Source organism: Arthrobacter sp. PAMC 25486 (assembly GCF_000785535.1).
GTDB lineage: Bacteria > Actinomycetota > Actinomycetes > Actinomycetales > Micrococcaceae > Specibacter.
Genome location: NZ_CP007595.1, coordinates 1,157,036 through 1,181,530, shown reverse-complemented (window position 1 = coordinate 1,181,530; position 24,495 = coordinate 1,157,036). Strand labels below are relative to the sequence as shown.

Below are 24,495 nucleotides of genomic sequence, written 5' to 3'. Positions count from 1 at the left end.
AGTGTGGTGGGGTGGGGACGTGGCGCACCAGGGCGTTATCTCACACCTCGGCGGTGGTGGGCCAGTCCTCCGGGCCGGGCGAGCCTGCCGCGTACTCTTCCATGGGGACCTCTCCGGACTTCCAGGCGGCAAACGCCGGTTCCACGATCCGCCAGCATTCTTCGGCAGTGTCCCCGCGCACCGACAACAGCGGGTCCGCGCTGAGCACGCCGTCGAGCACTTCACCATAGGGCAGGAGCGGATCGCTGCCCAGATCAGCCTCCAGTTGGACACGGTCAAGGGTGAAGAGGTCGCCGGGGCCGTTGACATCAAGGTCAAGGGTCAGGGTTTCGGGGCCAAAACCGATGTGCAATCGGGTGGGCGAATCGGTGCCTTTGAAGCCAATAGGCAGGTGGGGGACTGGCTTGAACGTCACCACGGCTTCCTTGCGGCTGCGGCCCAGCGCCTTCCCGGAGCGCAGAATGAACGGCACGCCCGCCCAACGCCAATTATTGACGTAGACCTCAACTTCGGCGAGCGTCTCGGTGTCGTTGGCAGGATCCACGCCGTCCTCGGCGAGGTAGTCGGGCACCTGGCGGTCCCCAATCGCCCCGGACGTGTAGCGGGCCCGGCGGGTGTTCGCCGCGAAGTCCGTGCTGCCCTGGGGGCCGATGGTGCTGGCCCGCAGCACGGCGGCAATGTTCGAGCGGACGTCGTTCTCTTCCAGGGTGGCCGGTGGCTCCATGGCCATGATCGCCATGATCTGCAGCAGGTGGCTTTGGATCATGTCGCGGCCGGCGCCGGCATGGTCGTAGTAGCGGGCCCTGTTTTCCAGGGTCAGGGACTCGTCAAAAACGATCTCCACCTTCTCCACGTGTTCGCCGTTCCACGAGTGCTCCAGCAAACGGTTGGCAAAGCGCAGCCCCATGATGTTCAGGACGGTGGACTTGCCCAGGAAATGGTCCACCCGGTGAATGTGGTCCTCGGGCACCAGCCCGGCGAGGGTGGCATTGAGCTCCCGGGCCGATTCGGTGCTGGAGCCAAAGGGCTTCTCCATGACAAGGCGGGTGCCCGCCGGAAGTTCCTTCTTGCGAAGCACCTCGCACGCCTTTTGGCTCACCGCCGGCGGCAGGGCGAAGTACAGGGCCACGGGTCCCTCCACGCTTTTCAGGAAGTCGCCCAATGCGCCCTTGGCCGTGACGTCGAGCTGGTGGTAGCTGCTGCCCTTTTGCACGCGGGCCAGTTCCGCCCGTCCGGCGCCCGTGGAAGAGCCATCGGAGGTGCCGGAGAGAGCCTCGGCAAAGCTCTTAGTCAGGCGACCCTGCCACGTTTGTGCGGTCCAGTCATCGCTGCCGGCACCCACAAGGGACAGCCCCGGTGCCCGGCCCGAGGCAATGAGACGGGCGACGCCCGGCAGCAGGAGCCGCCCGGTCAAATCACCCGAGGCCCCCAAAATCACCAAAGTCTTGATCCGCCCGCCGGGGCCGGCCGCGGAAGCCGGGGACCCGCCGTCGTGCATGGCGTGCGACGCAGTGGCGGAGGCGGAATAAACGGGACTCGAGGCGGAAGTGGTTTTCATCACGTCCCCAGCATGCCACCTTATGGACGTCATTTGGTGGACAGTGGCCCCTGCGGACTGTATGTTTTGGGTCAGGATAAACTATGGGCCGTGCATCAGGCAGAGCTGGGTGCCGTGTGCAGCGAAGGGGCCGCGCAGTTGGTACCCTTGATAGTTGAGTCCCTCAGGAAAGGGAGTGGGTCGGCCCAAAAGCCGTCCTGCCGGTCTCATCCTGAATAACGTAAATTGCCGCGTCCAGTGCGCGGCCAGGCCGCTGGTCTGGCCGCGCCGGCGTTGGTGAATCCTGACGAAAGAAGTGCGCGGCGCGTGTTCAACTCCCTATCTGATCGCCTGACAGCAACTTTTAAGAACCTGCGGGGCAAGGGTCGGCTGAGCGAGGCCGACGTCGATGCCACAGTCCGCGAGATCCGCCGGGCCCTCTTGGATGCCGACGTTGCCGTGCCCGTGGTGCGCGAGTTCACCGCCAAGGTCCGCGAACGCGCCCTGGGTTCCGAGGTCAACGAGGCGCTGAACCCGGCGCAGCACATCGTCAAGATCGTCAACGAGGAGCTCGTCGCCATTTTGGGTGGGGAAACCCGCCGCATCAACCTGGCCAAGAACCCACCCACCGTCATCATGCTGGCCGGTTTGCAGGGTGCGGGCAAGACGACCCTGGCCGGAAAGCTCTCCAAGTGGCTCAAGGGCCAGGGACACAGTCCGCTCCTGGTTGCCGCCGACCTCCAACGCCCCAACGCCGTCAAGCAGCTGCAGGTCAACGGTGAGCGCGCCGGGGTCCCGGTCTTCGCCCCACACCCCGGCGTCAGCAGCGAATTTGAAAACGCCACCGGCGATCCCGTGGCCGTTGCCCTGGCCGGTCTGGCCGAGGCCAAGACCAAGCTGTACGACGTCGTCATCGTTGACACCGCCGGCCGCCTCGGCATCGACGCCGAACTGATGAAGCAGGCCGCGGACATCCGCTCCGCCATCAACCCCGACGAGGTCCTCTTCGTCATCGACGCCATGATCGGCCAGGACGCCGTCAACACGGCCCAGGCGTTCAACGAAGGCGTCAACTTCACCGGCGTCGTCCTCACCAAGCTCGACGGCGACGCCCGCGGTGGCGCGGCCCTCTCTGTGGCGTCCATCACCGGCAAGCCCGTCATGTTCGCCTCCACGGGCGAATCCCTGGACGACTTCGAGCTGTTCCACCCGGACCGCATGGCCAGCCGCATCCTGGACATGGGCGATGTGCTCACGCTCATCGAACAGGCCGAGAAGAACTGGGACAAGGGCGAAGCCGAACGGATGGCGCAGAAGTTCGCCGACCAGGAAGACTTCACCCTGGACGACTTCCTCGCCCAGATGCAGCAGATCCGCAAAATGGGCTCCATGAAGAAGATGCTCATGATGATGCCAGGCGCCGCCGGAATGCGTCAGCAGCTGGAGAACTTTGACGAGCGCGAGATCGACCGCGTCGAGGCGATCGTGCGCTCCATGACCCCGCACGAACGCGTCGCCCCCAAGATTATCAACGGCTCACGCCGGGCCCGCATCGCCAAGGGTTCGGGTGTCCACGTTTCCGAGGTCAACGGCTTGCTGGAGCGTTTTGGCCAGGCCCAGAAGATGATGAAGAAGATGGCGCAGGGTGGCGGCATCCCCGGCATGCCCGGTGTTGCCGGCCCCGGCGGTTTCAACAGTGCCCGCAAGGGCAAGCAGGGTCCCAAGAAGAAGGCCAAGTCCGGCAATCCGGCCAAGGCCGCGGCCGAGCTGAAGGCCGCGCAGGAGAAGGCCAACGCGCCCAAGTCGCTGCCCACGGGTGCCGCATTCGGTGCCGGCGCCGAGGACTTTGACCCGTCCAGCCTGAACCTGCCCAAGGGTTTTGAGAAGTTCCTGGGCAAGTAGTTTTTGTTTCGAAGGGCCCCGTCTCGCGTTGTTGATTACGACGCCGGACGGGGCCTTTTGCTTTGAGCGGCGCCTTCCGCCGTGGTGGTGTGCCGGACGCGGCCGTGTTCCTGGTGTGGCGGATTCCTCATGGCCCCGGGCAAAAGTGCGGCAATGGCCGGATTGGACACGAGAATGGCCGATCCAGACAGTCCTTGAGGACAGTCATCGGCGCCCACGCAGCATCCGGTCCCGGGGGCACACAAGGCAATGTCAGGGGCAACCGGTAGCCTGTTTCAATGAGTAAAACCCGGATTGTGTTTGTTCACGGCATGGATGGCTACGGCGCTGCCGCCTGGCCGGCCCAGCACCGCCTGGCCGGGAACTACGACGCTCTTTTTTTGAAGCGGACCGGATTTGACGCCGTCGAGCCTCCCCTGGCGACCGACTTTGCCGCCGACGCTGACATCGTCGTCGATGCACTTGGCAACGGTGGGCATGTGGTGGCCCACGCCCAGGGAGCCGTCGCTGCCATGATGGCGGCCGTGCAGCGCCCGGACCTGGTCCGCACCCTGACACTCGTTGAGCCGCTGCTGCCCTCACTGACCGTGGATCTGCCTGCCACGGCTGCCTATTCCAGTCGTGTTGAGGAACTGTTTGCCCGAGCCCCGGAGCTTGGCGATGCCGAATTCCTGCTGGAATTCAACACGCTGCTGGCCGTCACTTCGTCCGGACCCCACGAATCCACCTCCCGCAGGGCCGCGCGGGCGCGGCTGCAGTTGCCGTCAACAGCCGCCCCGCTGCACATCATTCCGGGGGTGCCCACCATGGTGCTGACGGGTGGGTGGGAGCCGTTGTATGAAGAGGCGGCAACCTATTTGGAGAGCACGGGCGCGCAGCACATTGTGCTCCGCAGCGGGCACAGGCCGCACGACACCACGGACGGGGCCGCGCATATTGAGCGGTTCATCGACGCCGCGGAGCATGGCGCCCAGTCAGCAGCCGACACTGACATCTGAGGCCACCTGGCCTATTGACAATGACCGACGGCGCCTGCGCCGACTCGCGGCTACTCGCGCCTGACTGACGGCGGCGTGATTCGGCGCCGGAGGCTGTGAATGTCACACCCGGCCGCTAGGCTTTTCCCATGTTGGAAATCCGGCCGGCGGCCTTGAGTGAATTCGCGTTGCTTCCCTCGATTGAGGCGGAAGCGGACGAAGTCTTTGAGACGCTTACCCCTGCCATCAGCCTTGCCGACTTCCCTCCGCCCGGCACGGCAGCAGAGTTTGGTGCAGCCTTTCACATCATGGTTGCCGGGCGTCCGCCCACGGGCTTTGTACGGCTTGAAATCGTCGACGGGCAGGCACACCTGGAACAGCTTGCCGTCGGCACCGGCTACGGCCGGCAGGGGATCGGCCGCGCGCTGGTACAGGCTGCGAAGGCCTGGGCCCTTGAGGCAGGGTTCCACACCATGACCCTGTGCACATTCCGGGACGTCCCCTTCAATGCCCCGTTCTACGCCAGCTGCGGTTTCGTTGAACTCGACAAACAGGACACGGGGGAGGAGCTCAGGGAAGTGCGAAATCACGAGCAGAAGCTGGGACTGGATGCACTCGGGCCAAGGATTGCGATGAGGGTGCGGCTGGGCCCTGCCCCTTTCGTCGAGGTGTGAGATCACGCCCGTTCCTTTCGTCGAGGTGGAAGATCACGCCCGGGAATAACTTGAAGCTTCAAGTAGTTTGCTATTATATGACTACAACGAACCTTGGAGAGAACATGACCGCCACACAGGACCTGCTGTCCGCCGACCTCACCATGGGCACCGTGATGCTCAAGGTGGGCGACATGACGCTGATGAGCAACTATTACCAGAAGGCCCTCGGCTTGGACATCGTCGCGGAAGCCGATGGCGGCCAGTATCTGGGACGCGGCGCCACGCCGCTGGTCCATCTCCAGCCTGCCGGCGGCCTGCACATTCCCGGCCGCGGCGAGGCCGGCCTGTTCCACACGGCCCTGCTCTTCACTGACCAGTCCTCCCTTGCCGCCACCGTCGCCACCGCCGCCCAGTACAGCCCTCAGGCCTTCGCTGGCAGCGCCGACCACTTGGTATCCGAAGCGTTCTACTTCACCGATCCGGAAGGCAATGGCATCGAGCTCTACTGGGATCGACCCCGCGACGCCTGGAGCTGGAAGAACGGAGAGGTTGAGATGGCTTCCCTGGCGCTCTCGCCCCAGCACTACCTCGAGCAGCACCTGACCGAGGCATCCGTCACCGGCCAGCGCCAGTCCGTCGCCGACATTGGGCACGTCCACCTGCAGGTTGGCGACGTCAAGACTGCGGAGCAGTTCTACGTCGACACGCTTGGTTTTGAAAAGACGTCCGGCTTCCACGGGCAGGCACTGTTTGTTTCGGCCGGCGGCTACCACCACCACATGGCCATGAACGTATGGAACAGCCGCGGCGCCGGCCCCCGCAAGGATACGCTGGGCCTGGGTGAGGTGCTTATTCAGCTGCCCAAGGCGGACGACGTCGGGGCCCTCCATGCGCGTTTGACCCACCATGGCATTGCCGTCGCCAACACCGGTGCCGAGCTCCTCTTTGACGATCCGTGGAAAAATCGGATTCGCGTTAGTGTTGATCCCGTACAGCCCGTCATGTAAAGCGGCGGGCGCCCCGGGGCGCTACTGGCCCGGACCATCAACTTGAAAGGCTTATGCGTGGCCAATTACTCAGAGTTCTTCATCGCCGACCACCACCAGGCTGTCGCCCGGGCCAAGGCCAGGACGGCCGGAAAATCTCCCTCCATCGACGTGCCGGTCCTGCCGACGCCCGGCCTGAGCGATTTTGAGATTGAAGTGCTGGGCGAACTTGCCGTCAAGAAGGTCCATGCAACGGGCGTCGCAGCCGAGCTGAGCCTCGTCGACATCGAGCTCGACACCCTGTATGCCGTTCCCGATGCGCTCCTTGAGGTGTTTGCCGAACTGAACGCCCCTGAAGATCCCGAGGATGTGGCCGAGCTGGCCGCCGAATGGGCCGCCGCCGAGGAAATGGAATCCACGCCCGAAGTGACCGAACCACTGCTGCGGGCGCTGACCGCCATGTCTGCCGCAGCCCTGGCCGCTGCCGAGGACAACGCGAAGATGGGCTTGTTCTACTACTCGGCCGAGTAAAGTAGCTCTCTGACTTGCCAGAAATGCCGGTGTTTGACGCAATTGCCTTGGTTTGACCTGTGGCAAATGGGTCAAGCGCCGGCATTTTCATTCGCACTGTGTAGTCTCCGGCATTCCTGCCGTGACACACGCAGCCCTCTACGTCAGGCTGGTTGTGAATCGTTCACTTCTTGTTGATTGAACGAGACAACCATGGACGCATCACTCATGACGAGTGGTGCGCATGAGTTCACACTTCCGGCTCCACCAGCGAAAATGACACCGATCCCGCAAAGCGATCCCGGGATCCCGGGCGCCGAAAGTAGGATCGGTGTCATTTCCCAGCTGTGCCACCGGCCCGGGCGCACCACGGCGAAACCGGCGGCCGGGCGCCGTCGAACATCAGGTGAACAGTGATGTGAAAGTGGACGTGGTGGAGAACACTGGGAATGGAAGTCGTCACACGTCGCGGGGAACAACGTTTCTCTGGCATAATGGACAGGTACTCGATCCGCATGGCCCCTCTCTCCGTGTGATGATCCTGTCCTTAGAAGTCCGCCGCACGGCCCGCCCCACGGGAGCGTAAAACGGATTTCGCCCCTTTTTCGAACCAGGAGTAACCACAAAAGTGGCCGTAAAGATTCGCCTTAAGCGCTTTGGTAAAATGCGCGCACCGTACTACCGCATCGTCGTCATGGACTCACGCGCCAAGCGTGACGGCCGTGCCATCGAGGAGATCGGCAAGTACCACCCGACCGAACAGCCTTCATTCATTGAGGTCAAGTCCGATCGTGCACAGTACTGGCTCGGCGTCGGCGCACAGCCGTCCGAGCAGGTTTTCAAGCTCTTGAAGATCACCGGTGACTGGCAGAAGTTCAAGGGCATCAAGGGCGCCGAAGGCACCTTGAGGGTCAAGGCTCCGAAGGTTGCATTCGTTGCTCCCGAAGCCAAGAACGTTGTTGTCAAGGAAGCCATCACCAAGAAGGCCAAGAAGGCTGACGAGGCAGAGGCAGCCGAGAGCACCGAGGCCGAGTAGCTTGTTGGCTGAAGCGCTGGAGCACCTTGTTCGCGGGATAGTTGACTCTCCCGAGGACGTCAAGGTGAGCGTCAAGAACAACCGCCGCGGGGAATCCCTCGAGGTGCGAGTTCACCAGGACGATCTGGGCCGGGTTATTGGCCGCCAGGGCCGCACCGCCCGTGCCTTGCGCACAGTGGTTGCCGCTCTGGCCCACGGCGAGCCGGTGCGTGTTGATGTTGTTGACACGGACCGCCGCCGCTAACCTGCCCGGAGCTTGCGCAGCTAAGGCTGCACCAAGTTTTCAGCAGTAAAGCCAAACGTTTGGCCCCGGCACCATAATGGTGACGGGGCCAAATTTTTTCCCCATAATTTTGACAAAAGTACTTAGGAGTACTCATGCAGGTTCAGGTTGCCCGGATTGGCAAGCCCCACGGCATCAAGGGAGAAGTGACCGTTCTGGTCCTCACCGACGCCCCCGATTCCCGGTTCGCCGTCGGCGCCGAGTTCGTGGTGGAGCCGGCGAAGATCGGCACCCTGACCGTGAAGAGCTCGCGCTGGAACAAGGACATTCTCCTGCTCGGTTTCGAGGGCACCACCACCCGCAACGAGGCGGAGCTGCTTCGTGGCGCCACCATGTTCTTAGAGGCCGATGAGGACGAGGACGACGACGCCTGGTACGAACACGAGCTGCTGAACCTTCAGGTGCGGGTTGGCAACGCTGTGGTTGGCAAGGTGACCGGGCTGCGGACCCTGGCCGTGCAGGATCTGCTCATCGTCGAAGACAATGAGGGCGATGAGGTCCTGGTTCCCTTCGTCGACGAGATCGTCCCGGAAGTGAACATCGAGGACGGCTATGTGCTGCTGACCCCTCCCGCCGGCCTGTTCACCGTGAACAAGGAGGCCACCGCGAGCGACGAATCGGGCGAAGCCGCGGACCTCGACGGCAGCCCGGCTGACGGCACTGACGGCGCTGACGGCACGGAAGGCTCCGGAAAGTAATGCGTTTTGATGTTGTCAGCATCTTCCCCGAATACCTGGCGCCCCTTGACCTGAGCCTCATTGGCAAGGCCCGCACCGAGGGGATCTTGGAGCTGGCCGTCCACGATCTGCGCAGTTACACGCAGGACCGCCACCGCACCGTCGACGACACCCCGTACGGCGGCGGCGCTGGCATGGTCATGAAGCCCGAGCCGTGGGCGCAGGCCCTCACCGACATTGCGGCTGCTTCCCCCGTGCCCGACGGCGCACGGCCCACCTTGATCGTTCCCTCACCTGCGGGGGAGGTGTTCAACCAGAAACTGGCCTACGAGCTGGCCGAGGAAGACCACCTGGTCTTCGCCTGCGGACGCTACGAAGGCATTGACGAGCGCGTGCTGGAATGGGCTGCGGATCAGTACACGGTCCGCCCCGTCAGCCTCGGCGACTACGTCCTCAACGGCGGCGAAGTGGCCGTGCTGGCCATGGTTGAGGCCATCGGCCGGCTGATCCCCGGCGTGGTGGGCAACCCCGAATCGCTCGTTGAGGAATCGCACTCCGACGGGCTTCTGGAATACCCGGTCTACACGAAGCCGTCCAACTGGCGCGACCGGGAGATCCCCGAGGTGCTGCTCAGCGGCAACCACGCCAAAATCGCCAAGTTCCGCAGGGAACTGCAGCTGCGCCGCACGGCGGACCGCCGGCCCGACCTGATCGAGGCCCTGGACGCCACCAACTTGAGCAAAACGGAACGCAACGTGCTCTGGGAACTGGGGTACGCCGTCGACCAGGGGAATGCAGTAAAACGGCCGGAAACTGACGCCAATTAGCGCCAGCGCCGTGCATATGGCAAAATAAATAGATGTGCCTACTGGGCGCGTTCCTGCCACAGGGGGAGCGTTCGTCAACAGAGCGGCACACCGGTGATCCATTCACGGTATCCGGTCCAATTTCTTTCGCATTCCATGACTGGCCCTGAGCCGTCCGTGGATTGCGTGACACAAAGTAAATGACCTGTGGCGTTTACCTGGAGTGAGAAAAATGCATCTTCTCGATTCTGTTGACGCAGCCAGCCTGCGCAGCGACATCCCCGAGTTCCGCGCCGGCGACACCCTCAACGTTCACGTGAACATCATTGAAGGTTCACGCGCACGTGTTCAGGTTTTCAAGGGCTTCGTCCTTGGCCGCCACGGCGATGGCCTCCGCGAGACCTTCACGGTCCGCAAGATCTCCTTCGGCGTCGGTGTAGAGCGTACCTTCCCGGTACACTCCCCGGTCCTGGACAAGATCGAAGTTGTCACCAAGGGTGATGTTCGCCGCGCCAAGCTGTACTACATGCGCAACCTGCGCGGCAAGGCTGCAAAGATCAAGGAAAAGCGCGACGCCGTTCCTGCCAAGTAACGGGAATCGCACTTTGACTCAAGCGAAACGCCAGTCCAGGAAACTGGGCTGGCGTTTTGTTGTTTTAGCAGTGGCACTGATCTTCTTGTTCCTGGCCCTGGTCCGCAATGTGTGGATGGATGTCTACTACATCCCCTCGGAATCTATGGAACCGCTGTTGCTCACGGGCGACCGCGTGCTGGTCTCCCGGTTGGCCTTCACCAATGAACCCATCCAGCGCGGGGATGTGGTGGTGTTTGACGGGCGCGGTTCCTTCGCACCTTGGAAATCCGGCGCCGGGCCGGTTGCCGACGGTCTGGTGGGTGCCGGCCAGTGGCTTGGTGTACTGCCCAACGACAACATTTACGTCAAGCGCGTCCTGGGCGTCGCCGGCGACACCGTCAAGTGCTGCACGCCTGCGGGCCTGCTGGAAATCAACGGCGTCCCCGTCACCGAGACTTACCTGTATCCGGGGGATGCGCCCAGCGAGTTGCCCTTCGAGGTCATCGTTCCACAGGGTAAGTTGTGGCTTATGGGCGATCACCGCAGCGTGTCCCTGGACTCCCGGTCGCTGCTGGGTGCTCCCGGCGGCGGACTGATCTCCTCCTCGATGGTCATTGGCTCACCGGTGGCCAATGTGTGGCCGCTGGGCCGGATCCATGCGATTTACAGCGACAAATACTGACTTTGCTAAGGAACTAAACGTTGAACCACGATAGTGAGCCGCAGGAACCTGAGCGCACCGGGCCCGTCGAGCCGACTGTGCCCTCTGCCAGCGGGTCCGCCGAGCCGACTGTGCCCTCTGCCGACCGTGTCCGCCAGGACCTGCGTGCCCGGCACCTGAACCAGGAACCAGGGGATGCCCCGGCCGCTTCTGCCTCTCCTTTGGCTCCTTCCGGTTCTTCCGGGACGGACGACGGCGGCACTTCCGGCCAGCGTTTGGCTCGCCAGGCGCTGGCGTGGGGCAAGGAAATTCTCACCATCATCGCCATTGCCGTGGTGCTGTCCTTCCTTATTAAGACGTTCCTGTTCCGGGCCTTCTACATTCCCTCGGGTTCCATGGAGAACACCCTGCAGGTTGACGACAGGATCTTCGTCAACCTCCTGGTGCCCAAACCCATCGCCATTGAGCGCGGCGACGTGGTTGTTTTCAAGGACAGCCAGGGCTGGCTGGCCCCGGTTGACGAGGCGCCCCAGAACTGGCTGACACAGGCCGGCACGTTCATCGGCCTGATTCCTGACAGCTCCCAGCAACACCTCGTCAAGCGCGTCATCGGCCTGCCCGGCGACAAGGTCAAGTGCTGCGATGCCGACGGCAAGCTGAGCATCAATGGCCAGGCCATCACCGAGCCCTACCTCTATCCGGGGGCATCGCCGTCGGACATGACCTTTGAGGTGACCGTGCCCGAAGGACACCTGTGGGTCATGGGGGACCACCGGAACAACTCCCAAGACTCCCGCTTCCATCAAGCCACCAACAGCACCGGTTTCGTGCCGATCGATGACGTCGAGGGCAGGGCGCTGGTCATCGCCTGGCCGCTGTCCCACTGGGGCATCCTAGGTAACTACCCGGATGTCTTCACGGAGGTTCCGGCACCCCAGAGTGCCGGCGTCTCCTCCCCGCAGCCTGTTTCGGCAGGCCAGTAGTGGCGGCCTCACCCACCCTTGAATGGGAACGCGAGCTGGCAGCCCAAGGCTATAAGTTTGTGGCTGGATGCGATGAAGTGGGCCGCGGCTCGCTGGCCGGCCCCGTCAGCGTCGGGGTGGTCATCATCGACGCTGCCACGGCTACCGAACTGCCGGGCGTGAAGGACAGCAAGCTGCTGCGTGTCCCAGTCCGGCAGGCCCTCGTGCCGGCCATCATCGACTGGGCGGCGGCAAGCGCCGTCGGGCATTCCACGCCTGCGGAAATTGATGCTTTTGGCCTGGTTGCCGCGTTGCGCCTGGCCGGATCCCGCGCGTTGGCGCAGGCCGCCGCAACACTGATCCCAGACTTTGTTATTTTGGACGGTAACCAGGATTGGCTCTCCGAACCCGAGGTGGATTTGTTCACGGCCGCCATGGCAGGTGGCGCGGCGGAGCCTGCACCCTGGGCGATCCAGACCCGCATCAAGGCCGACCTGACGTGCCTGTCGGTCGCCGCCGCCAGTGTGCTCGCCAAGGTTGAGCGCGATGCCATGATGACGGAATTGTCCGGGGCGTTTCCGGTGTTTGGCTGGGATTCCAACATGGGGTACGGCACCGCCGCCCACCGTGCCGCCATTGTCGAACACGGCCCCACCGACCACCACCGCAAGAGCTGGCGGCTCGTCTAAACACCCTGCAAACCGCCCGTTGCGTAACTGGGCCCGAAGTGATGGATGATGGAAGCATGAGCGCTGAGGATCTGGAAAACTACGAAACCGACATGGAGCTGCAGCTTTACCGGGAATACCGTGACGTGGTGAACCTGTTTAGCTACGTGGTCGAAACCGAACGCCGTTTTTACCTGGCCAACCACGTGGATCTGCAGGCACGGTCGGCCGACGGTGAGGTCTACTTCGACCTCACACTGCAGGACGCGTGGGTGTGGGATGTGTACAGGACGGCCCGCTTCGTGAAAAACGTCCGGGTCATCACCTTCAAGGACGTCAACGTTGAGGAACTGGTCAAGACCGACGACCTGCAGGTCCCAAAGGACGGCCAGCTCGGCCCCCTGGGCTGACGCAACCAAGCCTTCGCCCGCCCGCGTAACCATCTTCACACGCGGCAGCATCTTCTGGGGTGTTTTCCCCGACGCGGCAGCACTTGACGTGTGCCTGTCGGCAACATGCAGTGGCTCGCCCTCACGCTGCCAGTCCAGCATTGATTCCTCCACAGGCAGGCATCCTCGGACAGCTGTCCACATTTTCGTTGAGAGGGCTTTTTTGCGCCGGTAAACGCGGCAATGCTGGCTGTGGAGGCAGTCATGAAAGCAAAAGATGTGTTGGGTCAGACAGGTGAATGGGCCGCCGCGGACTTCCTGGAGGACCGCGGCATCCGGGTCATTGACAGCAACTGGCGGTGTCCCAACGGTGAAATTGACCTGGTGGCCCTCGACGGGGACGAACTTGTCATCGTTGAGGTGAAAACGCGCAGGTCCCGGCGGTACGGCGACCCTCTGGAAGCGTTGACGCGGGCCAAGCTCCTGCGCCTGAGGACCCTGGCGGTGCTGTGGGCGCGGTCGCATGACCAGGTTTACGGCACCATCCGGATCGACGCGGTGGGGATCATCATGGACGGGGACAACCCGCCCAGCATCGATCACCTCAAGGGTGTGGCGTGATGAGTGTTGGACGGGCCCTGGCGGTGGCGCTCGTGGGGCTGAATGGGCACGTGATCGAGGTCGAGGCCGACATTGGCCAGACGCTGCCAAATTTCATCCTGCTTGGCCTTCCCGACGCTTCCTTGTCAGAGGCGCGCGAACGAATCCGCTCAGCAGCCCAAAATTCCGGCATCCCCCTGAGCCGCCGAAAAATCACCGTCAACCTCATCCCGGCATCCCTGCCAAAACGCGGCTCGGGATTTGACTTGGCCATCGTGATGGCGGCCCTGGAAGCTGCAGGGGATGTGCGCGGGACCGGTAGGACGGTGTTCATTGCTGAATTGGGACTGGACGGGAGGCTCAGACCAGTGCGCGGGGTGCTGCCGGCCGTGCTGGCAGCCCTCGCAGCGGGACACAAGGACGTCGTTGTTGCCCCAGCCAATGTGGCTGAGGGGAAGCTGGTCAAGGGTGTCAGGGTGCGGGCCTTCGAGTGTTTGGCCGACGTGGCCATGGACTTCAACGCCGACCCTAATAACCTGGTGCGGCTGGCCGGAGACTGGAAAGCAGCCGCCGTCCATGACGCGGCCGAGGCGGATGGGGGTGCCGTTGAGCGCGCCGTGGACCTCTCTGAGGTGGCCGGGCAGCCAGTGGCACGGCTGGCCCTGGAAATTGCGGCCGCAGGCGGGCACCACCTGATGATGGTTGGCCCGCCCGGATCCGGCAAAACCATGCTGGCCGAGCGGCTGCCTGGCCTGTTGCCCGACCTCAGTGACGGCGACGCCATGGAGGTAACGGCCATCCAATCACTGGAGCACAGGGGTTCGGGCCTTCTTGATCTGGTGCGCCGGCCGCCGTACGAGCATCCTCATCATTCAGCCAGCACCGCCGCGATCATTGGCGGGGGCAGCGGCATCCCCCGTCCGGGTGCGGCGTCGCGGGCACACCGGGGTGTTCTATTTTTGGACGAAGCGCCTGAGTTCGACAAACGGGTGCTGGATGCCCTGCGCCAGCCGTTGGAGAGCGGCGAACTGGTGCTGCACCGCTCCGCCGGCGCAGCCGCCTACCCTGCCCGGTTTCAGTTGGTGCTGGCCGCGAACCCCTGTCCTTGTGGGAAGGCCACGGGCAAGGGCATCAACTGTGAATGCACGCCCATGGCGCGCCGGCGCTACTTCGGCAGGCTCTCAGGACCGCTGTTGGACAGGGTTGACATTCAGTTGCAGGTCAACAAGGTGCAACTGTCCCAATTGGCAGACTCCGGTCCGCGGGAATCAAGCGCTGACGTGGCGAAACGGGTGCAGTTGGCGCGGAACATGGCCAAGGAACGGCTGCGGCGCTGGGGCTTGGTGCACAATGCGGAAATGACGGGGCGGATTCTGCGCGGGCCGCTGAAGATGGACGGCAAATGCACGGCATTGCTGGACCGGGCCATGGGCACCGGCGTGCTCAGCGCAAGGGGATACGACCGTGTGCTGCGGCTTGCCTGGACCGTGGCAGATCTACAGGGCAGGGAACGTCCGGACAGCGACGACGTTGGCTTGGCACTGACATTGCGGCAGCGAGGAGAAGGACTATGAACAACAACAGCGGCGTGCAGATCGCCCGTGCGGCACTGACACGGTTGATGGAGCCCTCGGACATGCCCGGGCTGGCCCTGATCCGGGTACTGGGGCCCGAGGATGCCGTGGCGTTCATCCGAGGCAGCGACTCCACCCACCCCAAGGTGGAACAGGAGATGACCGAGGCGCTGCAGGACGCCGGAACGGAAAGCTGGAGCGGACTGGCCGACGTGCTGGGCAGGTGGCGCCCGCGACTTGCCGACGTGTCACCCGAGCGCGACCTTGCCACCCTGGCGAGGCTGGGCGGGAGCCTGCTGGTGCCGGAGGACCCGCACTGGCCGCGGGCGCTGGACGACCTGGAGCTGGGTGCGCCCATTGCCTTGTGGTGCCGGGGAAACGTCCGGGACATTCCGGCCCAGGAACGGTGCATCGCCGTGGTTGGCTCCCGGGACAGCACCAGCTACGGAGCCAACGTCACGGGCGAGATCACCCATTCGCTGGTGCAGCGCCATTACACGGTGATCAGCGGCGGGGCCTATGGCATTGACGCCAATGCACACAGGGGGGCGCTCAGTGCCTCCGCTGAACCCGGGGTCCCGGTCACGATCGCCGTCATGGCAGGGGGAGTGGACAGGTTCTATCCATCAGGGAATGACGAGCTGCTGCGCACCATTGCCGAACGCGGCCTGGTTGTTGCAGAGGTGCCACCGGGCACCAACCCCACCCGCTACAGGTTCCTGCAGCGCAACCGCCTCATAGCTGCCCTGTGCCAGGTGACAGTTGTGGTGGAGGCACGCTGGCGTTCAGGGGCGCTGAACACCGCCCGCCATGCTGAGATGCTCAGCAGGACGGTGGGAGCCGTTCCGGGTTCGGTCTACTCAGCAAATTCCGCAGGCTGCCACAGACTGTTGCGCGAAGGTGCGGCAGTTTGTGTCACCGACGCCGCGGACATCGCCGAGCTGGCAGGGGCGGCGGGGGAGAACCTGCGCCCCGACCAGCCGGTGGAGGCAGCCATTTACGACGGCTTGGGCACCTCGGACCTGCTGCTGCTCGACGCACTGCCCCTGCGTACTGCCACAACGCTGGATAAGTTGTGCGTGGTGGCCGGGTTGAGTCCGGCTACGGTCCTGTCGGGTCTGGGCCGGCTTGAATCGCTGGGACTGGCTGAACGGGTGGGAGGCGGCTGGAAGCGGCGCAGCCAATAGCCGGACTCCGCCCTGCACCTGACCGGCCCCGGCCAGCACTTGTCAGGGTGGGGTCAAACAAACCGCAGACAAACGACGTCGTGCAGTGGCAAGATAAGCACATGGGCATCGAAGAGCACCCGGACGTTCCGCTGCGGCGGCGCCGCAACCGTAGACGTACCGTGCTGTTCGTCGTGCTGGGGCTGTTCTTGGTGGCAGCTCTGGTGAGTGTCGGGTTCATTGCCAACCTGGGCCGCAGCTTCGACACCCAGACGGTGAAAATTCCCACCGCCTTCCCCGCGGAAACACTGCGCCCGGAAAAACCTGTGCAGGGTCCGGCTGCAAACGCCGTGAACATCCTGCTGCTGGGCAGTGACAGCCGCGGCGACGGGCTGAACCTTGCCGAGCAGGGAACAGCCTCCGACCAGCGCTCGGACACCATGTTGTGGGTTCACATCCCGGCCGATCGCAAGAACATCTTCCTGATGTCCGTCATGCGCGACACCTGGGTGAACATCCCCGGATATGGGGAGGCAAAAATCAACGCCGCCATGGCGTTTGGCGGGGTGCCGCTCGTGGTGGAAACGCTCGAGGGGATGTTTGGCAGCCGCATTGACCACGTGGCCATAGTGGACTTTGAGGGCTTCAAGGCCATCACCAACGCCCTGGGCGGAGTTGAGGTCGATGTCCCCCTGGCCTTTACCACCATGGACGGGAACTTCACCTTTTCTGCGGGTCCGCAAAAACTCGACGGCGACCAGGCGTTGGCCTTTGTCCGTGAACGTTATGCCTTTAGCGACGGGGACTACCAGCGTGTGAAGGACCAACAGATCTTCCTCAAAGCCGTGCTCAGCGGGATACTGTCTCCGGCCACCCTGAGCAACCCGCTCAAGGTCAATGACCTCGTGAACCAGGTGTCCCCCTACATCAGCGTTGATACGGGACTCACCTCGGCGACTGTTGGCGCGCTCGCAGTCAGCCTAAAAAGTGTCAGCGGCTCCGACGTGCACTCCTTCACCCTGCCCACCCTGGGGACAGGAACCAGTGCAGACGGGCAGTCAATTGTGATCAAGGATGACGCTGCCATCGCTGCCATCTCGCAGGCGCTGAAGGATGACACGCTGGCGACGTACCTGGCGGGGGCCGGGCTCGGATAGTGCACAGGCGGAGCACTTTGCAACGCCCGTCACACAAAAATACTGGGAATCCCGGCGGGGGGGCTTGCCCGCAGCACCCGCAGAACGCACAGTTGAAGGGTGGATCACGAAGAACGCAGCGCCCTGCCTCCGGCACTGGCCCAGGCCGCCGAGGCTTTTGAACGCTACCTGCGTGCCGAGAGGGGCCGCTCGGAGCACACCATCCGTGCCTATCGCGGCGACCTCGACACCCTGCTCATCCACGCGGTCACCGAGGGCAACACCGAGTTGGGACAATTGGACCTGGGGTCGCTAAGGCGCTGGCTGGGTGAGCAAAACGCTGCCGGGCTGGCACGCTCCACGTTGGCCAGACGGGCAGCCACGGCACGCAGCTTCACGGCATGGGCCGTGCGGGAGGAACTTATTCCCCTGGACCCGGCGTTGCGGCTCAAGGCTCCGCAGCGAGAAAAAACCCTCCCGGCAGTCCTGCAGCAGCAACAGCTCGGCCGGCTCCTGGACGACATGGGGGAAGCCGCACAGGCCCTGGAGCCCATCGCCCTGCGAGACCTGGCCGTTGTCGAACTTCTTTACGCCACAGGCATCCGCGTCGGTGAACTGAGCGGCCTGGACGTTGATGATGTGAACCGGGAACGCCGCACAGTCACCGTCCTGGGCAAGGGTGACAAGGAACGCACGGTGCCCTTTGGTGTGCCAGCGGACACGGCACTTGGTCAGTGGCTGCGCCTGGGCCGGAACAAGCTGCACCAGCCACACAGTGGTGCGGCACTATTTTTGGGCCAGCGCGGCGGGCGCATCGACCCGCGCACGGTGCGGACGGTAGTGGACAAGGGCCTGGCCTCCTTGGGCGACACCTCCGCCACGGGCCCGCACACGCTGCGCCATTCCGCCGCAACACATCTGCTGGACGGCGGAGCCGACCTGCGAGCTGTTCAGGAAATTCTGGGCCACAGCTCACTCGCAACCACGCAGTTGTATACGCATGTCTCGGTGGAGCGGTTGCGGGAGAGCTACCGCACGGCTCATCCACGGGCCTGAAGGGCTACAGGGTGTACACGCGCAAGTCATCTCAGGTAGCGCGGTGGCGTAATTTGCTTCGCTACGGCACAATGAGAGGGAGCTGACGCTCAAAAGCTAAAGGCCGGACGCTTTGTCCGGGCAACAAGGGCCGGTTTGCAAGGCTCCGTGCACACATATTTTCATCCTGGAGAAGGTCGTTGGGGAAGACGCACCTACTGCAATGGAGGATGGAATGAAAGTGGAAACCACGCGCGGTGTCCTGTTTGTACACTCAGCCCCGGCTGTCATGTGCCCACATATTGAGTCATCCATTGCCGGGGTGATGGATCAGCGCACGGACTTGCAGTGGACTGCACAGCCCGCTGCGCCCAATGTGCTGCGCACCGAACTTAACTGGCGCGGACCAGCCGGAACCGGTGCCCGCCTTGCCTCGGCGCTTCGCGGCTGGGCCAATGTGCGCTACGAGGTGACGGAAGAGCCCAGTGCGGGCGTCGACGGCTCACGCTGGTCACACACCCCCGAACTGGGCATCTTCCATGCAGTGACGGATGTGCACGGCAACATCATGGTCTCGGAGGATAGGATCCGCTACGCCTACGAAATGGGCAAGGGTGAACCGTCGGCCGTCTATCATGAGCTTTCACTGGCACTGGGTGAGGCCTGGGATGAGGAGCTTGAACCCTTCCGCCACGCAGCAGCCGGAGCCCCCGTCCGGTGGCTCCACCACGTCGGCTGACCCCGCCCAAACACCTTCGTGAGATCGCACTTGTGGTCCCAAATCACGTATTTGGGGCCACAAGTGCGATCTCGCGGTCGTTGGCGGCTGGAAGGCTGGACATCCGAACAGGCCAGTCCCGGCGTCGCCCATCAAATCTGCGCACATTAAAAACTGACCCACCCCACCGGCACCCTAACCTCGAACCTCGGCCAAGGAACCCCGCCGGCACGGGCCCAAGCAAACGGCGAAAATCACGTAAAAATCGTGTATACACGCCGTTTGCTGAGGGTCAGTTGAAAAGGTCGGAAGCTACGGAAGCTCCACCTTGGGGCCGGTGCTGCGGATGGCAACAACGGCGTTGTGCCCGCCGAAGCCGAAGGAGTTGTTCAGCGCCATGATCTCGCCCTCGGGGAGTTCACGCGGGGTTCCGGTGACAACGTCCAGCGGGATGTCCGGATCCTGGTTCTCCAGGTTGATGGTGACGGGGGCCAGCCGGTGGTAAACGGCGAGGACGGTCAGCACCGACTCGACGGCCCCGGAGGCGCCCAGCAGGTGCCCCATCTGCGACTTCGTGGCCGAGACGCACACGTTGTCCACGTGCTCGCCCAAGGCCGCTTTGAGCGCGGTGTACTCCGGCTTGTCGCCGACCGGGGTTGAGGTGGCATGGGCGTTGACATGCACCACGTCCTCGGGCAGGGCCCGGGCGTCGAACAAGGCCGCCTTGAGGGCGCGGGTGGCACCCAGTCCCTGGGGATCCGGAGCCGTGATGTGGTACGCGTCGGCCGTGACCGCGGTACCGGCAAGCTCACCGTAAATGCGGGCGCCGCGGGCCAGGGCGTGCTCCTCGGCTTCCAGCACGAGCGCGCCGGCGCCTTCGCCCATGACGAAGCCGTCACGGCTGATGTCGTAGGGCCGTGATGCCGTCTCCGGGGAGTCATTGCGCTTGGACAGGGCCTGCATGGCGGCGAAGGAAGCCAGCGGCATGGGGTGGATGGCGGCTTCGGCGCCACCGGCCATGACGACGTCGGCCTTGCCTGAGCGGATGAGCTCAAGGCCGATGTGCAGGGCCTCGGTACCTGATGCGCAGGCGGAGACAGGAGTGTGGGCGCCGGCGCGGGCGCCCAGATCCAGGCTGACGGCTGCTGCGGGGCCATTCGGCATCAGCATGGGAACTGTCATGGGCAGGACGCGGCGGGGGCCCTTTTCACGCAGGGTGTCCCACGCGTCGAGAAGGGTCCAGACGCCGCCGATTCCGGTGGCAAAGGCGACGGCGAGGCGGTCGTGGTCGACGTCTTCGAGGCCGGAATCCTTCCAGGCCTCACGGGCGGCAACAACAGCGAACTGTGTTGAGGGGTCCATGCGCTTGGCCTCTACACGGCTGAGCACCTCAGTGGCAGGAGTTGATGCCTTGGCGGCGAAATGCACGGGAAGATCGTACTTTTCCACCCAGTCGTCAGTGAGCGTGTGGGCGCCGGAGACTCCTTTGAGGGCGTTCATCCACATGGTCGGGACGTCGCCGCCAATGGGCGTGGTGGCGCCCAGTCCGGTGATGACTACTTTGCGGGCCATGGTTCAACTCTCTGCAAAAAAATTAGGGGGCAAGGACATTGGGAAAATAAGTGGTTGGCCGGTGTCCTGCAGGTCCGGCCAACCACAAGCCCCGTTCCGCTGGTGCGGAGGTTCCGCTAGTGCGGAGTCGGGGCAAACACAGGGAGCAGGCTTATGCCTGCGCGCCTGCGATGAAGCTGACGGCGTCGCCAACGGTCTTGAGGTTCTTGACTTCCTCGTCCGGGATCTTCACATCGAACTTCTCTTCGGCGTTGACAACAATGGTCATCATGGAGATGGAATCGATGTCCAGGTCATCCGTGAAGGACTTGTCCAGCTCTACTGCCTCAGGGGCCAGGCCGGTCTCTTCGTTGACGATTTCGGCCAATCCAGCCAGGATTTCTTCGTTGCTAGCCATTGACGGCTCCTTTTCTACTGTTTGCGCAAGATCAAGGACTTGATCTGTTCAGGCATGTTGATCAAACCACGGTTGTGGCCAGATACGTCTATTAGGGCAGGCGCACCACTTGGGCGCCAAACACCAGTCCGGCACCAAAGCCGATCTGAAGCGAAAGTTTACCGGAGAGCTCCGGGTTCTCTGCGAGCAGGCGGTGTGTTGCCAAAGGAATGGAGGCTGCGGAGGTGTTGCCGGCGTCGGCAATGTCGCGGCCAATGATGACGTGCTCGGGAAGTTTCAGCTGCTTGGCGAGTTCATCGATGATGCGCATGTTGGCCTGGTGCGGCACGAAGGCGCCGAGGTCGCCGGCGGTGATGCCGGCCTCTTCCAAGGCCTTCTTCGCCATCTTCGCCATCTCCCACACAGCCCAGCGGAACACGGTCTGCCCGTCCTGGCGCAGGGTGGGCCACAACGTGGAGTGAGCCTCGTCGGCAGCGGCGAGGGCAACGCCGTCGCCCTTCATGGCCTGCTCACTGAAGTCGCGAATGTCCAGCTGGGAGTGCGTCATGCCGATGGTCTCCCACTTGCTGCCGTCCGAACCCCACACCGAGGGGCTGATGCCCGGCTCGTCGGAGGGGCCGATGACAACGGCGCCGGCGCCGTCGCCCAACAGGAAGGAAATGGTGCGTTCGTGGTTGTCGATCACGTCCGAGAGTTTCTCAACGCCGATCACCAGGACGTAGTCGGCGGTGCCGGAGCGCACCAGGGCATCGGCCTGGGCCACGCCGTAGCAGTAACCGGCGCAGGCGGCGGAGATGTCGAAGGCGGGTGCCGGGGTGGCGCCGAGCCGGTCGGCGATCAAGGCGGCGGCCGACGGCGTGGCGTACGGGTGGGTCACCGTTGAGACCAGCACGGCCCCAATTTGGGACGGCTCAATGCCGGCGCCCTTGATGGCCTCGGCGCCGGCCGAGACAGCCATGTCCACAACCGAAACGTCCTTCGGGGCGCGGTGGCGGGTGATGATGCCGGTGCGCTGCTGGATCCACTCGTCGGAGGAGTCGATCCACTGGCATACGTCCTCATTCGTGACGATGACGGAGGGGCGGTACGCGCCAATGCCCAGGATGGTTGATCCTGCGCGTGTGGCGTTCTGCTTCAGGGTGGGGGTGCTCACGGTTTTCCTGCTTCCGGCGAAGAGTGCGCTGCCAGCAATTCCCGGGCAGCTTGAAGGTCATCGGGTGTCTTCACCGCAAGGGTGGACACCCCGGTCATGCCGCGCTTGGCAAGGCCGGTCAGGGTGCCTGCGGGCGCCAGTTCAATCAGCCCGCCCACCCCCATGGCGGTCATGGTTTCCATGCACAGGTCCCAGCGGACGGGCCGCGACACCTGGGCGATCAGAGACTCAAGTGCTGCTTCCCCTGAACGTACGACGGCGCCGTCGTAGTTTGAGAGCAGCGGCACCTTGGGTGCCTGTGGGGTAAGGGACGGGGCGAGCGCCTGGAGTGCGGAGACGGCTGGGGCCATGTGGTGGGTGTGGAAGGCGCCGGCCACCTGGAGCGGGATGACACGGGCCTTGGCGGGCGGGGCGGCCACGAGGGCGGCGATCTGCTCCGACGTGCCGGCGGCGACCGTCTGGCCCTTGGAGTTCATGTTGGCCGGGGTCAGGCCGGCGGCGGTGATGGCAGCAATGACCTCGTCGGGATCCCCGCCAACAACAGCCGCCATGCCGGTGGGAGTGGCCGCAGCGGCCTCGGCCATCCGGTTGGCACGCTCACGCACAAAGGCCATGGCATCGGCGTTGGACAAGGTGCCCGTTAATGCGGCAGCCGTGATCTCGCCCACGGAGTGGCCGGCAACAACAGTGGACTCGGAAACCAGTGCGGCACCGCCCAGAAGGGCCTGGGCGGTGACAAGGCCCGCAGCCACAATGAGGGGCTGGGCAACGGCCGTGTCCTTGATGGTTTCAGCATCGGAAGTGGTGCCGTGGGTGATCAAATCAATCCCGGCAGCCTCGCTCAGGGAGGACAGTTGTTCTTCAACACCGGGCAGTTCGAGCCATGGTGAAAGGAATCCTGAGGATTGGGAGCCCTGACCCGGGCAGACTATTGCAAGCACATTAACCAGCTTTCCAAACTTATCGGCATATTCACGGTGTTTTCATGCACCAAGCTCTCGAGCACAATTTGTAGGAAGTCTACAATAGTGCCACCGTGTGGGCCCTATCGGGGACCTCTTTTAGGTGAAAAAGCACTAACGCTTCAACTATTTCCATTGGGTGCGGCGGCAGACGGCTTGCCGGGCAGTGACTTTGCTGGGACTTGTTTTGCCGGGGTGGCGAGTCTGCCCACGATCAAGGCCGTCTGCAGTACGAACGCCTCACGGGGGATCAGTGGATCCCAGCCCGTGACGTCGCAGACCCGGCGCAACCGGTAACGGACAGTGTTGGAGTGGACAAACAGTTCCCGGGCGGCCGCTTCCAGGGAATGTCCGCCCTGAAGATAGCTGCTGAGCGTGTCAATGAGACCGTTGGAGGCCGCAACCAAGGGGCGATAGATGCTGACGATCAGGGTTCGCCGCGCCGATTCATCGCCGCCGATGACCCGTTCGGGCAGCAGGTCCTCAGCTGACACCGGCCGTGGCGCGCCCGACCAGCCCTTGGCAACCGAGACGCCTGTAAAGGCAGCCTTGGCCGAAGCGGTGGCGTCAGCCAGTGGTACCGCCAGGGGCCCGTACACAACGGGGCCGGGTGCGAACAGTTCGCTGAGCCGGACGTAGGCGGAATCGGGATTGCGCACATTGCCCAGGACCAGGATCAGCTTGTCGCCCTGGATGCCCACCATGACGTCGTCGGCAAAACGTGCGGCGGAGCGGCGCAGGTTTCCCAGGAAGGAGGCGTTGGCCTCCGCCGGTGCCGGGCCAACCATGATGGTGAAGTGGCTGCGGGAGGTCCAGCCGAGCGCGGAGATGCGCGATTGCCGGGCGTCGGTATTTTCACCGCGCAGGATCCCGTCAACGGCCAAGGCTTCCAATCGCGTGTCCCAGGCGCCGCGGTTTTCGGCTGCACGGGCGTAGACGTCGGCGGCGGCAAAGGCGACTTCACGGGAGTACCGCAGCACGGCCTCGCGCAACGCGGTCTGTTCGCCGGGGGCGGCAAGCTCCGGAACCCGGTCCTCAACGACCTGGACCACTGTGCGGATCAATTGCAGGGCCCGCTGCAGGCTGATGGACCGGGTCAGTTCGGTGGGTGCGGTGCCGAACACGTCGGATAGTACCCAGCTGGGTGAGGAGGGCTGCTCGTACCAGGAGACAAAGGCATTGATGCCGTTCTGGGCCACCAGTCCAAGCGCTGAGCGCTCGTCCGCGCTGAGCCGCCGGTACCAGGGAAGAGTCTCCTCCAGCTCGTTGCGCATCATGGTGGAGAGCGTGCCAATATTGGCCCGCAGCCGCAACAATGTTTCAGGAGATCGGATGGGTCCGGCGCTTTTGCCCAGGGGTGTGTTCGTTACTGCCATCTCTTGAGGATATGTCCATATGGGGCTGAGAGGGTATTTGTGTGAACCCAACAAGTCCGGCGCATACCCGGAAGCGGTGTTCATAAGGAATTCGCGGGTGAAAGCAGAATGGGCGCCTGGTGTTGCTGTGGAAGTTCCACAGCAACACCAGGCGCCCATCAGGCAAGCGCTTGTTCGCTACA

26 protein-coding genes are annotated in these 24,495 nt (G+C 63.7%); 20 read left to right on the top strand and 6 right to left on the bottom strand.

Features of this window, described 5'->3' with window-relative positions; genetic code table 11:
• Positions 1-40 precede the first annotated feature (40 nt).
• Complete coding sequence (locus art_RS05535; RefSeq protein WP_052136903.1) at positions 41-1,498, bottom strand: glucose-6-phosphate dehydrogenase; 1,458 nt, start codon at positions 1,496-1,498, stop codon at positions 41-43.
• 366 nt (positions 1,499-1,864) lie between these two features.
• Here art_RS05535 and ffh point away from each other — a divergent pair, with 366 nt between their 5' ends.
• The 20 genes from ffh (at position 1,865) to art_RS05435 (ending at position 18,874) form a co-directional block, all read left to right on the top strand.
• Entirely contained in the window at positions 1,865-3,439 is a 1,575-nt protein-coding gene (ffh, locus tag art_RS05530; RefSeq protein ID WP_038463038.1) for a signal recognition particle protein, read from the top strand.
• A 278-nt stretch (positions 3,440-3,717) separates the two neighbouring features.
• Entirely contained in the window at positions 3,718-4,437 is a 720-nt protein-coding gene (locus art_RS05525; RefSeq protein ID WP_038463036.1) for an alpha/beta fold hydrolase, read from the top strand.
• Positions 4,438-4,565: 128 nt separating this feature from the next.
• Positions 4,566-5,090 (top strand): GNAT family N-acetyltransferase, encoded by a 525-nt coding sequence (locus art_RS05520; RefSeq protein WP_038463033.1) that lies wholly within the window; start codon positions 4,566-4,568, stop codon positions 5,088-5,090.
• Between the two features lie 104 nt (positions 5,091-5,194).
• Positions 5,195-6,079 carry a VOC family protein gene (locus tag art_RS05515; RefSeq protein WP_038463030.1) on the top strand — a complete coding sequence of 295 codons (885 nt, stop codon included), beginning with the start codon at positions 5,195-5,197 and terminating at the stop codon, positions 6,077-6,079.
• Between the two features lie 57 nt (positions 6,080-6,136).
• A complete protein-coding gene (locus tag art_RS05510; protein ID WP_038463028.1) occupies positions 6,137-6,589 on the top strand; it encodes a hypothetical protein in 453 nt (150 codons plus the stop codon).
• Between the two features lie 607 nt (positions 6,590-7,196).
• A complete protein-coding gene (gene rpsP / locus art_RS05505; RefSeq protein WP_038463027.1) occupies positions 7,197-7,604 on the top strand; it encodes a 30S ribosomal protein S16 in 408 nt (135 codons plus the stop codon).
• Between the two features lies 1 nt (position 7,605).
• Positions 7,606-7,848: an RNA-binding protein gene (locus art_RS05500; RefSeq protein WP_038463025.1), complete on the top strand. Its 243-nt coding sequence runs from the start codon at positions 7,606-7,608 to the stop codon at positions 7,846-7,848.
• Between the two features lie 134 nt (positions 7,849-7,982).
• Complete coding sequence (gene rimM, locus art_RS05495; RefSeq protein ID WP_038463023.1) at positions 7,983-8,585, top strand: ribosome maturation factor RimM; 603 nt, start codon at positions 7,983-7,985, stop codon at positions 8,583-8,585.
• Entirely contained in the window at positions 8,585-9,391 is an 807-nt protein-coding gene (trmD, locus tag art_RS05490) for a tRNA (guanosine(37)-N1)-methyltransferase TrmD (RefSeq protein WP_038463021.1), read from the top strand. The genes rimM and trmD overlap by 1 nt, the downstream gene beginning before the upstream one ends.
• Positions 9,392-9,602: 211 nt before the next feature.
• Positions 9,603-9,962, top strand: a complete 360-nt coding sequence (rplS, locus tag art_RS05485) for a 50S ribosomal protein L19 (RefSeq protein WP_038463019.1) — start codon at positions 9,603-9,605, stop codon at positions 9,960-9,962.
• Between the two features lie 13 nt (positions 9,963-9,975).
• Entirely contained in the window at positions 9,976-10,626 is a 651-nt protein-coding gene (gene lepB / locus art_RS05480; protein WP_038463017.1) for a signal peptidase I, read from the top strand.
• Between the two features lie 254 nt (positions 10,627-10,880).
• Positions 10,881-11,588: a signal peptidase I gene (gene lepB / locus art_RS05475; RefSeq protein ID WP_038468869.1), complete on the top strand. Its 708-nt coding sequence runs from the start codon at positions 10,881-10,883 to the stop codon at positions 11,586-11,588.
• On the top strand, positions 11,588-12,256 hold the full coding sequence (locus tag art_RS05470; protein WP_038463015.1) for a ribonuclease HII: 669 nt from the start codon (positions 11,588-11,590) through the stop codon (positions 12,254-12,256). The genes lepB (art_RS05475) and art_RS05470 overlap by 1 nt, the downstream gene beginning before the upstream one ends.
• A gap of 56 nt (positions 12,257-12,312) precedes the next feature.
• Entirely contained in the window at positions 12,313-12,645 is a 333-nt protein-coding gene (locus art_RS05465; RefSeq protein ID WP_038463012.1) for a DUF2469 domain-containing protein, read from the top strand.
• 243 nt (positions 12,646-12,888) lie between these two features.
• Entirely contained in the window at positions 12,889-13,245 is a 357-nt protein-coding gene (locus tag art_RS05460; protein WP_038468866.1) for a YraN family protein, read from the top strand.
• The gene (locus art_RS05455) at positions 13,245-14,798 is read left to right on the top strand and encodes a YifB family Mg chelatase-like AAA ATPase (protein ID WP_038463010.1); all 1,554 of its coding nucleotides are present in this window, start codon (positions 13,245-13,247) and stop codon (positions 14,796-14,798) included. Before art_RS05460 ends, art_RS05455 begins: the two co-directional genes overlap by 1 nt.
• The gene (gene dprA / locus art_RS05450; protein WP_038463008.1) at positions 14,795-15,985 is read left to right on the top strand and encodes a DNA-processing protein DprA; all 1,191 of its coding nucleotides are present in this window, start codon (positions 14,795-14,797) and stop codon (positions 15,983-15,985) included. Before art_RS05455 ends, dprA begins: the two co-directional genes overlap by 4 nt.
• A 101-nt stretch (positions 15,986-16,086) precedes the next feature.
• Positions 16,087-17,121, top strand: coding sequence for an LCP family protein (locus art_RS05445; protein ID WP_038463005.1), 1,035 nt, complete (start codon positions 16,087-16,089; stop codon positions 17,119-17,121).
• Positions 17,122-17,220: 99 nt separating this feature from the next.
• Positions 17,221-18,156 (top strand): tyrosine recombinase XerC, encoded by a 936-nt coding sequence (locus art_RS05440; RefSeq protein WP_038463003.1) that lies wholly within the window; start codon positions 17,221-17,223, stop codon positions 18,154-18,156.
• A gap of 214 nt (positions 18,157-18,370) precedes the next feature.
• On the top strand, positions 18,371-18,874 hold the full coding sequence (locus art_RS05435) for a DUF3145 domain-containing protein (protein ID WP_038463001.1): 504 nt from the start codon (positions 18,371-18,373) through the stop codon (positions 18,872-18,874).
• 291 nt (positions 18,875-19,165) lie between these two features.
• Here art_RS05435 and fabF read toward each other — a convergent pair whose 3' ends face one another.
• The 5 genes from fabF to art_RS05410 all read right to left on the bottom strand — a co-directional run bounded on the left by fabF (position 19,166) and on the right by art_RS05410 (position 24,313).
• Entirely contained in the window at positions 19,166-20,425 is a 1,260-nt protein-coding gene (gene fabF / locus art_RS05430) for a beta-ketoacyl-ACP synthase II (RefSeq protein ID WP_038462999.1), read from the bottom strand.
• Positions 20,426-20,576: 151 nt separating this feature from the next.
• Complete coding sequence (locus art_RS05425) at positions 20,577-20,822, bottom strand: acyl carrier protein (RefSeq protein ID WP_038462997.1); 246 nt, start codon at positions 20,820-20,822, stop codon at positions 20,577-20,579.
• 91 nt (positions 20,823-20,913) lie between these two features.
• Entirely contained in the window at positions 20,914-21,975 is a 1,062-nt protein-coding gene (locus tag art_RS05420) for a beta-ketoacyl-ACP synthase III (RefSeq protein ID WP_038462995.1), read from the bottom strand.
• Positions 21,972-22,916: an ACP S-malonyltransferase gene (locus art_RS05415; RefSeq protein ID WP_038462992.1), complete on the bottom strand. Its 945-nt coding sequence runs from the start codon at positions 22,914-22,916 to the stop codon at positions 21,972-21,974. Before art_RS05415 ends, art_RS05420 begins: the two co-directional genes overlap by 4 nt.
• 143 nt (positions 22,917-23,059) lie before the next feature.
• The gene (locus art_RS05410) at positions 23,060-24,313 is read right to left on the bottom strand and encodes a CdaR family transcriptional regulator (RefSeq protein WP_052136030.1); all 1,254 of its coding nucleotides are present in this window, start codon (positions 24,311-24,313) and stop codon (positions 23,060-23,062) included.
• Between the last annotated feature and the right edge of the window lie 182 nt (positions 24,314-24,495).

Coding starts and splice junctions, on each gene's coding strand:
- art_RS05535 (WP_052136903.1), bottom strand. CDS start 1,498: ATGCACGACGGCGGGTCCCCGGCTTCCGCGGCCGGCCCCGGCGGGCGG.
- art_RS05525 (WP_038463036.1), top strand. CDS start 3,718: ATGAGTAAAACCCGGATTGTGTTTGTTCACGGCATGGATGGCTACGGC.
- art_RS05520 (WP_038463033.1), top strand. CDS start 4,566: ATGTTGGAAATCCGGCCGGCGGCCTTGAGTGAATTCGCGTTGCTTCCC.
- art_RS05515 (WP_038463030.1), top strand. CDS start 5,195: ATGACCGCCACACAGGACCTGCTGTCCGCCGACCTCACCATGGGCACC.
- rimM (WP_038463023.1), top strand. CDS start 7,983: ATGCAGGTTCAGGTTGCCCGGATTGGCAAGCCCCACGGCATCAAGGGA.
- trmD (WP_038463021.1), top strand. CDS start 8,585: ATGCGTTTTGATGTTGTCAGCATCTTCCCCGAATACCTGGCGCCCCTT.
- rplS (WP_038463019.1), top strand. CDS start 9,603: ATGCATCTTCTCGATTCTGTTGACGCAGCCAGCCTGCGCAGCGACATC.
- art_RS05465 (WP_038463012.1), top strand. CDS start 12,313: ATGAGCGCTGAGGATCTGGAAAACTACGAAACCGACATGGAGCTGCAG.
- art_RS05460 (WP_038468866.1), top strand. CDS start 12,889: ATGAAAGCAAAAGATGTGTTGGGTCAGACAGGTGAATGGGCCGCCGCG.
- art_RS05455 (WP_038463010.1), top strand. CDS start 13,245: ATGAGTGTTGGACGGGCCCTGGCGGTGGCGCTCGTGGGGCTGAATGGG.
- dprA (WP_038463008.1), top strand. CDS start 14,795: ATGAACAACAACAGCGGCGTGCAGATCGCCCGTGCGGCACTGACACGG.
- art_RS05445 (WP_038463005.1), top strand. CDS start 16,087: ATGGGCATCGAAGAGCACCCGGACGTTCCGCTGCGGCGGCGCCGCAAC.
- art_RS05435 (WP_038463001.1), top strand. CDS start 18,371: ATGAAAGTGGAAACCACGCGCGGTGTCCTGTTTGTACACTCAGCCCCG.
- fabF (WP_038462999.1), bottom strand. CDS start 20,425: ATGGCCCGCAAAGTAGTCATCACCGGACTGGGCGCCACCACGCCCATT.
- art_RS05425 (WP_038462997.1), bottom strand. CDS start 20,822: ATGGCTAGCAACGAAGAAATCCTGGCTGGATTGGCCGAAATCGTCAAC.
- art_RS05410 (WP_052136030.1), bottom strand. CDS start 24,313: ATGGCAGTAACGAACACACCCCTGGGCAAAAGCGCCGGACCCATCCGA.